The sequence below is a fragment of the Halomonas sp. A3H3 genome, from assembly GCF_000982975.1.
GTDB classification, from domain to species: Bacteria; Pseudomonadota; Gammaproteobacteria; order Pseudomonadales; family Halomonadaceae; genus Vreelandella; species Vreelandella titanicae.
The window spans coordinates 3,675,903-3,690,851 of the sequence record NZ_HG423343.1 but is presented as its reverse complement, the minus strand read 5'-3'; the positions used below and the strand labels follow the sequence as shown (position 1 = coordinate 3,690,851).

General features: G+C 56.6%; 13 protein-coding genes. 5 read left to right on the top strand and 8 right to left on the bottom strand.

Annotation, left to right across the window (positions count from 1 at the left end; translation table 11 throughout):
* Positions 1 to 204 precede the first annotated feature (204 nt).
* Complete coding sequence (locus tag HALA3H3_RS16535; protein WP_022522696.1) at positions 205 to 1,008, top strand: TraX family protein; 804 nt, start codon at positions 205 to 207, stop codon at positions 1,006 to 1,008.
* 9 nt (positions 1,009 to 1,017) lie between these two features.
* Here the strand turns inward: HALA3H3_RS16535 and HALA3H3_RS16530 are convergent, their stop codons facing one another.
* The 3 genes from HALA3H3_RS16530 to purE all read right to left on the bottom strand — a co-directional run bounded on the left by HALA3H3_RS16530 (position 1,018) and on the right by purE (position 4,422).
* Positions 1,018 to 2,592: a diguanylate cyclase domain-containing protein gene (locus tag HALA3H3_RS16530; RefSeq protein WP_022522695.1), complete on the bottom strand. Its 1,575-nt coding sequence runs from the start codon at positions 2,590 to 2,592 to the stop codon at positions 1,018 to 1,020.
* Positions 2,593 to 2,755: 163 nt separating this feature from the next.
* Positions 2,756 to 3,895, bottom strand: coding sequence for a 5-(carboxyamino)imidazole ribonucleotide synthase (locus tag HALA3H3_RS16525; RefSeq protein ID WP_022522694.1), 1,140 nt, complete (start codon positions 3,893 to 3,895; stop codon positions 2,756 to 2,758).
* 11 nt (positions 3,896 to 3,906) lie between these two features.
* Positions 3,907 to 4,422, bottom strand: coding sequence for a 5-(carboxyamino)imidazole ribonucleotide mutase (gene purE / locus HALA3H3_RS16520; protein ID WP_022522693.1), 516 nt, complete (start codon positions 4,420 to 4,422; stop codon positions 3,907 to 3,909).
* Between the two features lie 219 nt (positions 4,423 to 4,641).
* Here purE and HALA3H3_RS16515 point away from each other — a divergent pair, with 219 nt between their 5' ends.
* Entirely contained in the window at positions 4,642 to 4,914 is a 273-nt protein-coding gene (locus HALA3H3_RS16515; protein WP_008958942.1) for an XRE family transcriptional regulator, read from the top strand.
* Positions 4,915 to 5,041: 127 nt separating this feature from the next.
* On the opposite strand, the gene chrA is transcribed toward HALA3H3_RS16515, so the two are convergent.
* Both chrA and ilvD read right to left on the bottom strand, forming a co-directional pair.
* On the bottom strand, positions 5,042 to 6,235 hold the full coding sequence (gene chrA, locus HALA3H3_RS16510; protein WP_022522692.1) for a chromate efflux transporter: 1,194 nt from the start codon (positions 6,233 to 6,235) through the stop codon (positions 5,042 to 5,044).
* 112 nt (positions 6,236 to 6,347) lie between these two features.
* Positions 6,348 to 8,030, bottom strand: a complete 1,683-nt coding sequence (gene ilvD, locus HALA3H3_RS16505) for a dihydroxy-acid dehydratase (protein ID WP_022522691.1) — start codon at positions 8,028 to 8,030, stop codon at positions 6,348 to 6,350.
* A gap of 172 nt (positions 8,031 to 8,202) precedes the next feature.
* On the opposite strand from ilvD, the gene HALA3H3_RS16500 reads away from it, so the two are divergent.
* Positions 8,203 to 8,499 carry a type II toxin-antitoxin system RelE/ParE family toxin gene (locus tag HALA3H3_RS16500; protein ID WP_022522690.1) on the top strand — a complete coding sequence of 99 codons (297 nt, stop codon included), beginning with the start codon at positions 8,203 to 8,205 and terminating at the stop codon, positions 8,497 to 8,499.
* 4 nt (positions 8,500 to 8,503) lie between these two features.
* Positions 8,504 to 8,818: an addiction module antidote protein gene (locus tag HALA3H3_RS16495; protein ID WP_022522689.1), complete on the top strand. Its 315-nt coding sequence runs from the start codon at positions 8,504 to 8,506 to the stop codon at positions 8,816 to 8,818.
* A 94-nt stretch (positions 8,819 to 8,912) separates the two neighbouring features.
* On the opposite strand, the gene HALA3H3_RS16490 is transcribed toward HALA3H3_RS16495, so the two are convergent.
* Positions 8,913 to 9,431: an RES family NAD+ phosphorylase gene (locus HALA3H3_RS16490; protein ID WP_009287632.1), complete on the bottom strand. Its 519-nt coding sequence runs from the start codon at positions 9,429 to 9,431 to the stop codon at positions 8,913 to 8,915.
* On the bottom strand, positions 9,428 to 9,859 hold the full coding sequence (locus HALA3H3_RS16485) for a DUF2384 domain-containing protein (RefSeq protein ID WP_022522688.1): 432 nt from the start codon (positions 9,857 to 9,859) through the stop codon (positions 9,428 to 9,430). The genes HALA3H3_RS16490 and HALA3H3_RS16485 overlap by 4 nt, the downstream gene beginning before the upstream one ends.
* Before the next feature lie 176 nt (positions 9,860 to 10,035).
* On the opposite strand from HALA3H3_RS16485, the gene recC reads away from it, so the two are divergent.
* Entirely contained in the window at positions 10,036 to 13,665 is a 3,630-nt protein-coding gene (gene recC / locus HALA3H3_RS16480; protein WP_022522687.1) for an exodeoxyribonuclease V subunit gamma, read from the top strand.
* 54 nt (positions 13,666 to 13,719) lie between these two features.
* Here recC and pncB read toward each other — a convergent pair whose 3' ends face one another.
* Positions 13,720 to 14,901, bottom strand: a complete 1,182-nt coding sequence (gene pncB / locus HALA3H3_RS16475) for a nicotinate phosphoribosyltransferase (RefSeq protein WP_022522686.1) — start codon at positions 14,899 to 14,901, stop codon at positions 13,720 to 13,722.
* Positions 14,902 to 14,949 lie beyond the last annotated feature (48 nt).

Genomic DNA, 14,949 nt, shown 5'->3' with positions numbered 1-14,949 from the left:
GAACCACCCTTCCCAGCGTTTTGCGCCTTGTCTGACGCGCTTTGTGGGGCAACGCGGTTCGCGATGAAACGTCAACAGGCCCTAGTGTCCATCACCCCGGCAACCGCCGGGGTGATGCGTTTCTACCTAACGCTGAAAATTCAGTGAACTAGGTAAAGCTACCTCTGTCTGTGTATCATCGCGCATGTTCAACACGGAGGTTTTATGGCTCACCCGACTAGCCCACATGCAGGCACGCTACCTCGCCTCTCTTCTCACTGGACCGGCTGGGGGCAGTGGCTGGCCCTGATCACCATGACCGTGGATCACCTCACTCGCTATGTGCTGCCCGGCGATTGGGATCTAAGCTGGGCCGGGTCTTCCATTGGCCGTATCGCCTTCCCGCTGTTTGCCGCCATGGTGGCCTGGCACGGCCTGTTTAATACCCGCAACCCACTGCGCTACTCGCGCCGAATTCTAATTATCGGCTTGGTTGCCCAACTCCCCTACATGATGATGCCACGCTCATCAGACGCATTTATCCTCAACGTCTGCTTTACCCTGGCCAGTGGTTTAACCTTAGGTGCGCTAGTGCGCCAAGGCTGGCAGCACTACCAGCAGCAAACGTTAGGTTTGCCCTGGTTGTTAGCCGGTGCAGCGGTAGGTGTGACCGTGTGGTATCTGCTCGGTTTTTGGGTGGAGTACGGGCACAACGGGCTGCTGCTGATTCCACTATTAATGTTCGCGATGCACGCCTTGAGCCAAACTGAGAGCCATTTCCAAGCGCGCCTATGGGCAGGCCTAGCGGCATTTCCAGCACTCTGGATTGCCGGGCAAATGAATGCCTCTGACATGGCCAAATCGTTTACTGTAGGTACGTGCCTCATCGTGCTGGTACTTGCTGCAGGTGCAGCGCAACGAATCCCCCCCGTCTACTTAGTGATGCCGCGACGTTTATGGTTAGCGTGGTACCCCGGCCACTTTGCGTTAATCGCTTTATGGGTGCTGCTAATCGGTCAATTGGCTTAAGCGTTCGGATCACTGCATTTTATCGCGCATCCAGGGCTGGTAGCGGCAAAGCTGCGCCCGGCCTTCTGTTTTTGCACGATACATCGCAATATCCGCTTGTTTAAGTACTTCTTCGTAATCGCAAGCGACGGTTGTGAAGCAGGTATAGCCTATGCTGGGCGTTACGTTGGTATCGTTACTTGCCAGTCGGTAAGGCTGAGAGAGAGCCTGCTGAACCTTAAGCATATAAGTCTCAGCACGCGCCTCCAGGATCTCATCTGCCCCCTCGCCAAGCAGGGCCATTAGCACAAACTCATCCCCGCTGAGACGAGCAGCCATATCCTCCCCGTTCAAGCAGCTTTCAAGGCGGCGAGCCACTTGCACTAGTAGATTATCGCCCGCTGCATGTCCCAAAGTGTCGTTAATCAACTTAAAGCGATCCATATCCAAAAACATCAGTAACCCGCTCTGAGGCTCTGTTTGTTTCTCATCGCAAAGAGTTGCCAAACGCTCGATAAACAGCCGCCGATTGGGTAGATCGGTGAGAGAGTCATAAAAAGCCTGACGGTAAATAATCGCCTCAGCACGCTTACGCTCGGTGAAATCTTCAATAATGGCTACGCCGCCGACCATCTCATTACTGGCACTATGCACACCGTTGAAGAATGCCCGTAGCGGGGTGCCTGCGCTCGCTTTGGGCAAATAGTAAGTTCCCTCATAATAGCCAGTTCCTTTAGCGAGGGCATTGCGCACGGCCTTGGCAACCTCTGGATTCGCCGAGCTGGATAGCATCTTATAGCCGAGCAACTGAGCGCGGTTAACGTCCAGTATCTCCAACAGCTTACTATTACAATCAGTGATGAAACCCTGGCTATCAAAATGCAGCACTCCCAACGGCGAGCGTTGAAAGATAGAGCGGTAGCGATTTTCGCTCTCTTGCAACTGCGCCTCCCGGGCCGACATATTCACCCGCAGGGCAATGTTATCGTGAATAATTCTGCTTAAACGTCGACTAGTGGTAACAATCAGGCCAAGAAACAGGCTAAGCATGGCACCAATTAAAACTGCCAGCGGTGAACCTAATAGTAAAAACTGCACTAGCAGGGGAAGCAAAATCGGCAGCACAAAACCGAGTGCCACCCACCAAACGGCCGAAAGCGTTGTGACACCACCGGCAGCAATGCCCGCCAATACAATCGAAAGCGCAGCCACCTGACCGTGATTTTCGCCAGTAAACAGAACGACCCCGCCGACTCCCCAGACACAGCCAGCTAAAACTGCCCCGGCGCTAAACCGGTATAGCCAGCGGCGGCGCTGCTGTTGCTGTGCCGGTAAGAGGCGAAAATAGTAGGCCAAGGCAAGGCGAGCGAACGAAACAAAGGTCAATACTGCGAGCCAGGTGAGCAGTACCCAGCTTGCGACCACTGGCCACATGGCAGCGACTAGCAGCATGCCTGCCAACACGCTGCTTAGCACCGGTTGCCAAAGGTTGTCGTACAGCAGACGTACTTTTTCGCTATGCAGGCGCTTTACAGTGACATGGTGGTCGCGATGGAAACCACTGCGCAGCCCAGGGGCAGACCCAGTAGTTGAAGAGTGAGGCATACTAACTATCCGCCTAAAAGTCGCTATTAAGATCAGCATAATTTGCTGATTTTTTGTTGTGGCTCCTTTTTAGCGCATTTAGTCACTTTTAGCGATAAAAGTTGCATGATTGGACAACATTGGTAGAAAAAAGCCGCCTGAGCTAAGCAGGCGGCTGTAGAAACTACTGTTTGATGGTAAAGCTTAGCTGTGGCGGCGGCGCCTCCGGCAGTAACGCACTACAGGCGTTAACTTTTTCCAACAGTTCGGCATGGTTGGGCGCGAGAATATTGACGTGGGCGAGCTTACGGCCGGCACGCTCTGCTTTGTCGTAGCGATGCAGGTGCGTATTAGCAAGCGCTAGAATCGCCGCGTTATCGCCTTCACGACCAATCACGTTAATCATGCAGGTGGGGGCAATCGCCTGGGTATCGCCTAAGGGCAAGCCCTGTATCGCGCGCAGATGGTTTTCAAACTGGCTGGTCACTGCGCCGTCCATCGTCCAGTGGCCAGAGTTATGCACCCGGGGCGCCATTTCGTTGGCGAGCAGGCTGCCATCGCGGGTTTGAAACAGCTCTAGCGCTAGCACGCCCACGTAATCCAGCTCATCAAGCAGTGCACGAATATAGCCATCAGCGGTTTGCTGAACGCTGACATCCAGATCCGGCAGCGGCGCCACAGAGTAGCGCAGGATGCCATCCACATGCTGGTTTTCGGCCATGGGGTAGAACACCACCTCACCATCACGACCGCGCACGGCAATCATCGAGACTTCCCGCACGAAGTCGACGAAGGCCTCAACGACCAACTGCGAATGGCCAATTGCGCTCCACGCCTCGCCAGCCTGCTCAGGCTGTTTCAAGACGGCCTGGCCTTTACCGTCGTAGCCTTCAGTGACCGATTTTGCCACCACCGGGCAACCCAACTCACGGGCGGCGGCTTCAAGCTGCTCGGCGCTCTGCACTACCCGGTAAGCAGGGGTCGGAATGCCTAGACGATCAAACAGTGTCTTCTCTTCGACCCGGTTCTGGCACACTTCAATGGCACGACTGCTGGGATAAACCGGCTTGTGCTGCTCAATTTCGCGCAACAGTTGAACGGGCAGGTGTTCGAACTCGTAGGTCACTACATCAACCTTGGCCAAAAACTCAGCCAGGTGCTGGTTATTAGGATCGACAATTACATCGCCAATCCCAGCACTGGGATTACCCGTAGTATCTAAAAAAGTGAAACGATTACCCAGCGGATAACCCGCTAGCGCCAACATGCGGCCTAATTGACCTGCACCCAGTACGCCAATGTTTTTTGCAATACCAGAGTTCATAGCCAGACTCCTTATTCCGCTTCCGGCTCGGGGCGCGGGTCAGGGTTGTCGAGAACTTTCTGAGTCTGCTCGGCGCGAAACGCTTCAACCGCGCTGCGTACGGTCGCATCTTGCAGGCCAACGATCTGCGCTGCTAACAACCCTGCGTTGGTCGCGCCCGCTTTACCAATCGCCAAGGTGCCCACTGCGATGCCGCCGGGCATCTGGGCAATGGAGAGCAGCGAATCCAAACCTTTTAGCGCTTTCGACTCCACCGGCACACCCAGTACCGGGAGTGGCGTTTGCGAGGCCACCATACCTGGCAAGTGAGCAGCACCGCCCGCGCCTGCCACAATTACCTGCAAACCGCGCTCGGCAGCGCTCTTGGCATAGTCAAACAGCAGGTCAGGTGTACGGTGTGCTGACACCACGCGAGTTTCATAAGCCACGCCCAAACGCTCCAGCATGGAAACAGCGTGCTCCATGACTGGCCAGTCGGACTTGGATCCCATGATCACGCCCACCTTGGGTGCGCTGTTCGACGACATGCAAAACTCCTCGGCCCAACGGCCTATAAAAAGCGAAACTAAATTAAAAAACAGCGTGCGCCGAGTCAGGCACACATCAAAATAGGAAGGCGAATAGTCTACCAGAGCTAGCCCGTTTGCGGGCGTTGCCGAGGTCGCGAAATTTTCATCAAAATAGGCATTGAAATGCGCACCGGTTGGCGGCATTGTGTGTTTGTCATTTCAGACTGATGGAGCCACATGAGCACGGCACGCGCAACTGCCACTGCGGAACAGCTTGATCCTCCGCGAAGCAGCCCTGACCTCGACGTCAGGGAACTTGAAAAACGTACGCGATTAATGCGTATTATCACGCGTCTGATCGCCGTATCAGACTTAGGAAGCCGAGAAATTGCCCGCCGGGCAGGGCTTCCCGTTCAGAAAATCAGCGACCTGCTCGCCGGAAGGCTTGAGCATCTGGGAGTGGATGAACTTCACGCCCTGCGTCGCACCTTAGAGCTGGAGGCGCCATAGCAGACACTTTTTCTGCTGTTCCCACTTCTCCACTCCACGCAGGCCGCCTCCCGGCGGTCTGCCAAGAAAGCTTTTTTTCACGCCTACCCAAATCCCGAGATTACTTCACTTCGTTCGTAATGACGGCTCATGGCGCAATCGCAATACCCCCAAACACTACAACAACCACCACTACCCAAGCGGGCAGCTTCCATACGGTTAATAGCAAGAAACCGGTTAACGCCAGGGCAAACTCCTCTGCACCAATGATCGCACTCGTCCACACCGGCTGATAAAGCGCTGCGCCTAAAATGCCTACCACCGCCGCATTGGCACCGCGCATTAGCGCCTGGGCACTGCCCCACTGACGAAATTGATTCCAAAACGGCAGCACGCCCACTAACAGCAAAAAGCCGGGGATAAAGATTGCCAGCAGCGCCAGCAAAGCACCGACTAAACCATTGATACCGGGCAGCAGCGCGCCTAAGTAAGCCGCAAACGTAAACAGCGGCCCCGGTACCGCCTGGGCGGCACCGTAACCAGCCAAAAACTCATCCGACGTAAGCCAACCCGACTGCACCACTTCCGCTTCCAACAGCGGAAGCACTACGTGCCCGCCACCAAACACTAATGCGCCTGAACGGTAAAACGCATCGGCGATATCCAGCCAAACCGCCATCCCCGCCAATAACGGCAGCAGAATCAACAGCCCTGCGAATACCCCCAGCGCCACCATGCCTGCCTTACGCGTCACCGGAAAATGCAGCGACTCACTTGCCGTAGCGGCAGCGCTATCGCGACACAGTGTTAGCCCGGCTAAGCCCCCCAACACAATCGCCGACACCTGACCCAGTGGGCCACTGACCAGCACCACCGTAAATACCGCCGCAAGCGCGATTCCCGTGCGGGTTTTATCCGGGCAGAGATTACGCGCCATGCCCCACACCGCGTGGGCAACAATCGCCACCGCCACCACTTTTAAGCCATGGATAATGCCACTGGCAATGGGGCCATCCAGCACCGCCGCGCCAAACGCAAACAGCACCAGGATAATCGCCGAGGGCAGTGTAAACGCCAGCCACGCCATGGCAGCCCCCCAAGGCCCCGCGCGTAATAGGCCAAGAGCAAAGCCCACCTGGCTGCTGGCGGGCCCCGGTAAGAACTGACACAGCGCCACTAGATCAGCGTAGGCCTGCTCAGAGAGCCACTGGCGCCGTTCCACAAAGGCCGTGCGAAAATACCCCAGGTGCGCTACCGGGCCGCCAAAGGACGTTAAGCCGAGTGCTAAAAATACCCAAAACACCTCACCTATGCGCCCACGTGCCTGCGTTTGCTCCACCATTTCGGCCACCTGTTATCCCAATAAAAAAGCGCAAGGCTTTTATACTAAGCCTTGCGCTTTAATTCTTTATGACAGCGTGTTCATGAGGATACGCTCATAACGGCAACGCGGATTACTCCTGGTCGGTCACCGCGCCGGTGCTGGCCGAGCTAACCAAACGCGCATACTTAGCCAGCACACCGTGTGTATAACGGGGCTCTGGCTGCTGCCAGGCGGCGCGACGGCGCATCAGCTCTTCATCGGAGAGATCAACGTCGATGGTATCCGCTTCAGCATCGATGGTGATGGTATCGCCATCTTTCACCAGCGCCAACGGGCCGCCGTCAAAAGCTTCTGGTGACACATGGCCGACCACAAAACCGTGGCTGCCACCGGAGAAGCGCCCATCGGTAATTAGCGCCACGTCGTTACCCAAACCACGACCCATAATCGCCGAGGTCGGTGTGAGCATTTCGCGCATGCCGGGTCCACCTTTCGGCCCTTCATAGCGAATCACCACCACATCGCCGGCAACGACGGTGCCATCGTTAATACGCGCCTGGGCTTCTTCTTCCGAGCCAAATACCCGCGCTGAACCAGAGAAGCGAGTGCCCTCTTTCCCAGTAATCTTCGCTACCGCGCCTTCCGGTGCCAAGTTGCCGTAGAGCATGCGCAGATGGCTTTCCGTTTTAATCGGATTTCCCAGCGATGCAATAATCGGCGGTTCAGCAGGGTAAGGCTCAACCTCAGCAAGGTTCTCTTCCAACGTTTTGCCGGTGACGGTCAAGCAGTTGCCGTTGAGCAAGCCCGCATCCAACAGCATTCTCATCAGCGGCTGAATACCGCCAATCGCCACCAGCTCACTCATCATGTAGTGGCCGCTGGGACGCAGGTCAGCGAGCACCGGTACGCGCTTACCTATTTCAGTGAAATCGGACAGCGACAGTTCAACGCCGATGGTGCGAGCCATGGCGATAAGGTGCAGCACCGCATTGGTAGAGCCACCCAAAGCGATGACGACAGTTATCGCGTTCTCGAACGCCTCGCGGGTCATAATATCGGAGGGTTTGATATCGTCCGCCAGCAGCGCCAGCACCGCCTCGCCCGCCGCTTTGCAGTCGTCGCGCTTCTCTTGGGAGATGGCGTTTTGCGCCGAGCTACCCGGCAGGCTCATGCCCAAGGCTTCAATCGCCGACGCCATGGTGTTGGCGGTGTACATCCCCCCACAGGAGCCAGGGCCAGGGATCGCCGTTTCTTCGATGTTCTTAAGCTCGATCAGGTCGATATCACCACGGGAGTGCGCGCCCATGGCCTCGAAGACCGAAACAATATCGGTATGCCCCTTGCCAGGCATAATGGTGCCGCCATAAACAAACACGCTGGGGCGGTTCAGGCGCGCCAGGCCCATCAGACAGCCCGGCATGTTCTTATCACAGCCGCCAATGGCCACGAGGCCATCAAAGCCTTCACAACCGGCGACGGTTTCGATGGAGTCGGCGATCACCTCCCGCGACACCAACGAGTACTTCATCCCTTCGGTGCCGTTGGCAATACCATCGGAAATGGTAATAGTATTGAAAATAACACCTTTACCACCGCCTGCATCGGCACCGTCACGGGCAAACTCAGCCAGCTCGTTAATATGACTGTTGCAGGGCGTCACCATGCTCCAGGTAGAGGCAATACCCACCTGAGGCTTCTTGAAATCGGCATCCGTAAAGCCCACGGCGCGCAGCATGGCACGGCTAGCGGCTTTGCCTGGGCCATCGACTACTTGGGAAGAGTGGCGGCGGGAGTTTTGCGATGAATCAGACATTAGAAATCTCTCTTAGCGTTGTTCACGGTATCCGCATAGCTTGGCGATATATATCGCATCCCGCAAGATGATTAACTCCTGACACCATAGCGTTCCCCCCATCGTTTCTTTGCTTTTGATTAGACGTCAACCAAAGTTGACACTCTCAGAACTGCCAACTATAGTTATCACCATGATCGAGTTGATTAAAACCGATGTTTTCGATAGATGGCTACGCGAGCTTCGCGATATCCGTGCCCGCGCCAAGGTTGAAGCCCGCATCCGACGTTTGAGTCTGGGCAACCCTGGAGATGTGAAGCCGGTCGGTAAAGGCGTTTCTGAACTGCGAATTCCTTATGGGCCAGGCTACCGCGTCTATTATATTACCAAAGGGCCAGTAATCGTGGTTCTGCTGTGCGGTGGTGATAAAGCCACCCAATCCCACGATATCGAACTAGCCAAAGCCATTGCCGCGCAATGGAAGGAGTAACACCATGACCGTTCCTAATGTCACTTTCAGTCACTACGATACTGCTGATTACCTTCAAACTGAGGAGGATATTGCGGCCTATCTTGATGCAGTAATGGAAGAAAATGATCCTGCTCTTCTTGCCGCCGCACTTGGTGATATCGCCCGTGCCCGCAACATGAGCCAACTCGCCAAAGACGTAGGCATGAGCCGTGAAGGGCTTTACAAAGCCCTATCGGGGGAAGGAAACCCGGCTTTTGCGACCATTAGCAAAGTAGCCAACTCCTTGGGGTTGCGCCTATCTATTAAACCGCTATCGCGGCCAGAAGCGGGCAGCTAAGACGGCCTAGCGAGCATCGCAGAAAACGATTAACTTATGATACCTAGCTCTACAACATGACCTCTGTCTTAAAAGAAGATCAAAATAAAAACAATTACTGCCAAGAGCGCGCGTTGTGCGGCAAATCACCTTTGGGATCATAAACCTCGAGCATATCGTTTTCTGTTAACGTTTCGGTATAGAGAACGAGGTTGGTGCCTGAGTCTCTTGCCAACGAAGGAAAAAGTATCCCCTTGGCCCCCTGCTCCAACGCCATATCGCCTAATATCCAGCTAGGCGGCTCAATGCGCTGATTAAACCAATACTTACGCCAGTCACAGTTAAGCTCTTGCCAAAGGCTATCCCATTTCGAGTTATAACCTGATCGAAAATCGACAATAGTCGTCACGCTGACCGTATAGCTAACAATCAGTCCAGGTGGCATTAATGCAGAAAGCTGCTTGTACTCCGCTAACGCCGTTTGCTCCTCTAGCGACAGGTATAATGCATCTACACCAACTCGGTTTAGCCTTCCTCCATGCTCTCTCGCTCCGGCCCCACTAGTAGGCGAAAATGCCCAGCGCGGAACATGTACACGGTATGCCTGAGTTTTCAGCTCCGGCAGCACTATCATCCCACTACACCTGCTTGTAGCGCCTGAACATAGCGCAACAAGTCTTCTGCGCGCCCTTCACTTACGAGTTGCTCGGGTGTTTTATAGTCAAATGCGCTAAGCGGCTCGTTGCGAAACCAAAACAGAGCGTCATGAAAGTCACCATTAATATCCGCCGCTGCGCCGAGCACACGAAGTGCATCACGAAGATAACGTTGAAGTTTTTCCGCTCCCTGAGCACGGGATATCGTCGTACGATGAACATGTGCTTGGTTGGCCAGCGTTTGGATATCAATGCTCAATGCACTGGCAAACAACTTCGGGTTAATCAATGGGTGGCGATCTTTACGAGCAGCTCCCTTCAAATCAGCTAAAAACCGCTCGAATGAATCAGGAACCAAATACCCGGATGACTCATTAAGGGATTCTTTTACAGTGTCAATTGCCATGGGCAACCTCCTGCTACGCTCATACAGCTAATATCCAACTTATATGCATCATATTTCCATCATAGCAGTTCTCAAACAGGACGCTAGGGTTTCAAGCTTCAGAACTAAACTTATGGCACCATACACTTAGCCGCTCCGCCCCTGCCGTGAAGGAACCATCCATTAAGGAATCGTGCATGTCTGCAAACTCGCTGCTCTCGCAAACGCCGTTAACGCCGGGCTTTATGGTGGTACATGCCAATCGCCTGGAAGATTTGCGCGGCTTGGCGGTGGAGTGGATGCGCCGACATCCGCTCTCGCCGCTAGAGAACGAGACCATTCTGGTACAGAGCAACGGCATTGGGCAGTGGCTAAAACTGGCGCTGGCGGAAGGCCCGGCCCAAGGCGGTGCGGGCATAGCGGCGGCATTGAACGTCACCCTGCCCGCGCGCTTTCTATGGCAGGCCTACCGCACGGTGCTGACTCACTTAACGCACGACGCCCACGCGGTGCCTGAAACCTCGCCGTTTGATAAATCGCGGTTGATATGGCGCTTATTGCGCCTGCTGCCCAGCCTTGCCGAGCAGGAAGCTTTTGCTCCGCTGGCACGCTTTTTAGAAGTGGATCGCGACCAGCGCAAGCACTACCAACTGGCCGAGCGGCTGGCGGATCTATTCGACCAGTACCAAGTGTATCGCGCCGACTGGCTGGACGCCTGGGCCAAGGGCAACGATGTACTCATCACCGCCCGGGGCGAAGCCCGCCCGCTGGAAGCACACCAGCTGTGGCAGCCAGAGCTATGGCGCGCGCTGCGCGATGATGTGGCTAATAATCTAGGCGAGGCAGGCCTTAACAGCAGCCGTGCCCAGGTGCACAGCCGCTTTCTAGAAGCCGCCGTTCAGCTTGAAGGCCAAGCGTGCCCACCCGGCCTGCCCCGGCGATTGATTATTTTCGGCATCTCATCGCTGCCGCAACAGACGTTAGAAGCCCTGGCGGCGCTGTCGCGCTGCTGCCAAATCGTGCTCTGCGTGCACAACCCCTGCCAGTACTACTGGGCGGATATCATCGAGCACAAAGACCTGCTCCGCGCCAGCCGCTACCGCCAGCGGCGCAAGGCAGGCATGCCCGACGCCCTGGACGTACTCGGCACCGGTGATGCCGACGACGCCCTGCATCTGCACGCCCAACCGCTGCTGGCCGCCTGGGGCAAACAGGGGCGCGACTACCTGCGCCTGCTCGACGAACACGACGACGCGGGCAACTACCAAACGCTATTCGAGCAGCAGGCGCTGCGCATCGACATGTTCGAGCCGTTCAGCGGCGAAGAGCGCAACTGCCTGCTCAGCCAGCTACAAGACGATATCCGTGAGCTGCGCCCAGTGGCGGAAACCCAAACCCACTGGCCCGCGCTCGCCCCCGCCAGCGACGACTCCATCGTGTTCCATATCGCCCACGGCCCCCAGCGGGAAGTGGAGATCCTTCACGACCAGCTGCTGGCGGCCTTCAGCGCCGACCCGGATTTGCGACCGCGGGATATCATCGTCATGGTGCCGGATATCGACCGCTACGCGCCGCACATAGAAGCGGTGTTCGGCCAGTACCGCTCCACCTTCGGTGGCTATAATGCGAACGCGAGACCCGACGACCCGCGCTACATCCCTTACACCCTTTCGGATCAGGCCAGCCGCCACCGCTTGCCGCTGATGATTGCGCTGGAAAAACTACTGCGCCTGCCAGAACTTCGCCTTTCAGTGAGCGACCTGCTGGATCTACTGGAAGTCCCCGCGCTGCGCACACGCTTTGGCATCGACGAGCACGACCTGCCGACCCTCAGCCGCTGGATCGAGGGTGCAGGCATCCGCTGGGGGCTCAATGCCGAGCAGCGCACCCGGCTGGATCTACCCGAAGGGCTAACTCAGAACACCTGGGCCTTTGGCCTGCGCCGGTTGCTACTGGGGTATACGGTGGGAAGTGCAGAGGCGTGGCAAGGCATCGAACCATTCGATGATATTGGCGGGCTGGAAGCCTCTTTGGCAGGCCCGCTGGCAAATCTGCTGGAAAAACTGGAAAGCACCTGGGAAACCTTCTGCCAGCCCACCGACGCCGCCAGCTGGGTGGCCCGGCTGCGTGAACTGCTGGAAACCTACTTCTTGACCGACGACGCTCAAGAGAGCGTCATGCTCACCAAGCTGGAAACCGCGCTACAGCAGTTGTTGGACAGCACCGAAGAAGCCGAGCTTTTTGACCTGCTGCCGCTCTCCATGGTGCGTGAACACTGGCTAGGGCAAATCGACGAACATAGTCTTTCCCAGCGCTTCCTGGCGGGCGCGGTCAACTTCGCCACCCTCATGCCGATGCGCGCCATTCCGTTTAAGCGGGTGTGTTTATTGGGCATGAACGACGGCGAGTACCCCCGTTCCCAGCCGCCGCTGGACTTTGACTTAATGGGCAGCGACTACCGCCCCGGCGACCGCTCACGGCGGGAAGACGACCGCTACCTGTTTCTGGAAGCGCTGCTCTCCGCCCGCCAACAGCTCTACATTAGTTGGGTGGGGCGCAGCCAGATCGACAACAACCCCATGCCGCCCTCGGTGCTGGTCGGCCAGTTGCGCGACCACCTGGAGGCGGGCTGGCACACGCAAAACGGCGAGCCGCTGCTGGAAGCGTTAACCACCGAGCACCCGCTGCAGCCGTTTAGCCGCCGCTACTTCTCTTCCCACGCCAACGACTCCCCCGCCCAGGCGCGGCTATTCACGTATGCACATGAATGGCACGCCCTGCACACCCCAAGTGGCGAAAGCAATAAAGGCTCAAAATCACCAGAGCTTAAGGCGGACAGCGAACAGCAGAGCACGCTAACCCTGAACCAGCTAGGCAGCTTTCTACGCGAACCGGCCAAGGCGTTTTTCAACACCCGGCTTGAGGTCTACTTCGAGCAGGAGGAGCTTACCCAGCTGGACGTTGAGCCCTTTACCCTGGACGGGCTACAGAACTGGCAGTTGCAGGATCAGCTAATCGCCGCCCAGCGCCACGCCGTGGATAACGGCCAGCCGCGAGTGGAAGCACTGCACGCGGCACTGGAACGCTTTAAAGGCCAGGGCGTGTTAGCGGTTGGAGCCTTTGGAGAGCGAATGCGTGAAGCGCTAGCCGAACCAATGGACGCCCTGTTTGGCGCCTACGAAGAAGCGTTGCAAGAGTGGCCCCAAGTAGTAGCGGCGCCCCAGGCGGTGCATGTTGTTGAAAGCGCTGAGGGGCAGGTAACGCTGGAAGATTGGCTGGGAGAACTTCGCCAGGATGCCGCAGGCAACCGTTGCCGCTTGCTACTGCTCAGCAGTAGTTTAATCAGCCAAGGGCGTGGCCGCGGTCAATACCGCTGGCAGCATCTGCTACGCCCGTGGGTCGCCCACTTGGCGGGCAATATTGAGCGCCCGATGACCACACAGCTACTCTCAAAAGCAGGTCATGTGCGCCTGGAACCTGTAGAGGCCGAGAATGCCCGCTTTCAGCTAGATGCCCTACTCAGCGCCTGGTGCGATGGCATGCAGGCCCCGCTACCGCTGGCTCCGCAAGCCGCTTTCGCCTGGCTGGCCAAACAAGGAACGCCGGAATTGGAAGCCGATAGCGCAAGGGAGAGCGACGCCTACGCCGCCGCCGAAACCGCCTACGAAGGCGGCCGCTTTCAAACCGGCGAAGTCGCCCAAAGCGCCTACCTTGCCCACCAATGGCCGAGCTTCGAAAAGCTATTCAACGAGCGTGCCCTTGGCCACAGCTTCGCCACGCTGACCGATGCGCTCTATGCGCCACTGCATCGCTCGGTCAAGGGATGACGAAATGTTGCCGGGCTGGGGCCTAAACGATCAGCGAGAGCAACGAGCCTCAGGCTAAATACTATTCCCATTCAGCGACAAGATGCGCTTCGCCAGCGAGATCATCTCCGGGTCACCGGTGTTCTTTTCCGCCACGTCGGAAAGCTTGATCACCGGCAGCCAGCCCTGCCCTTCCGGGCGCGCCTCGACCATCTTGATCACCATGTTCATCGGCTCAACACCCACATCATTAGTGAAGTTGGTGCCAATACCAAACGCCATGCCGATGCGACCTTTGCAGAAGGTATGTATCCGCTCGACTTTCTCCGGTGTTAGCGCGTCGGAGAAGATAATCGTCTTACTTAGCGGGTTGATGCCCAAGCGCTCGTAATGGTCGATGGTCTGGGAAGCAAACTCGATAGGGTCGCCGCTGTCGTGGCGAACGCCATCGAACAGCTTGGCGAACTTCTTATCGAAGCTGTCGTAAAACGCCTTAGAGGTAAAGGTATCCGTTAAGGCGATCCCCAGATCACCGCGATACACATCTACCCAATGCTCCAGCGCCAGGCTATTGGCCATTTTGAAACCGAAGCGGGCACCGTGGAACATAAACCACTCGTGAGCGTGGGTGCCGATCGGCTTAACACCGTGGCGCATGGCCATCAACACATTGCTGGTGCCGCTGAAGGCCTCGCCTCCGTGGTGGCTAAGCGCACCGACCACCCGGTCGTGAACGTCAGAAGAGAAGCGCCGCCGGGTGCCGAACTCAGCGATTTTCAGGCCTAAACGGCGGTAGAGTTCAATCTTCTCCTGCGCGCGCTGCTCAATCTTCGCATCAGCGTCAGACGTGATCGTCACACCACGCAACCGATACCACAGCTCGCTGATTAACGCCATCAGCGGCACTTCCCAGAGAATGGTGCGATACCAGGGCCCTTCAATGATCACCGAAAGGTCGCTCCCCTGCTGCTCTACAATCACCTCGCTGGGGTTGTAATGAAACCCGGCAAGGAAATCGAGATACGTAGGGTCGAGATAAGGGCACGTTATTTCGAGATAGCGCTTCTCCTCATCGCTCAAACGCAGCGATGCCATCTTATCGACTTCGTGGCGAAGTTCAGCGCCGAAGCCATCAGGAAAAGCATGCTCGCCACGATTGATAAAGGCGTAGCGCGCATGGGCATAAGGAAAGCGTTTGATCACGGCGTTCTGCATCGTGATCTTATAGAAGTCATTATCCAGCAGCGATGTCAGCATGAGATCCCATCGTTAGAGTGAACCGAAGCCGCCGGTAGCGTAAACTAA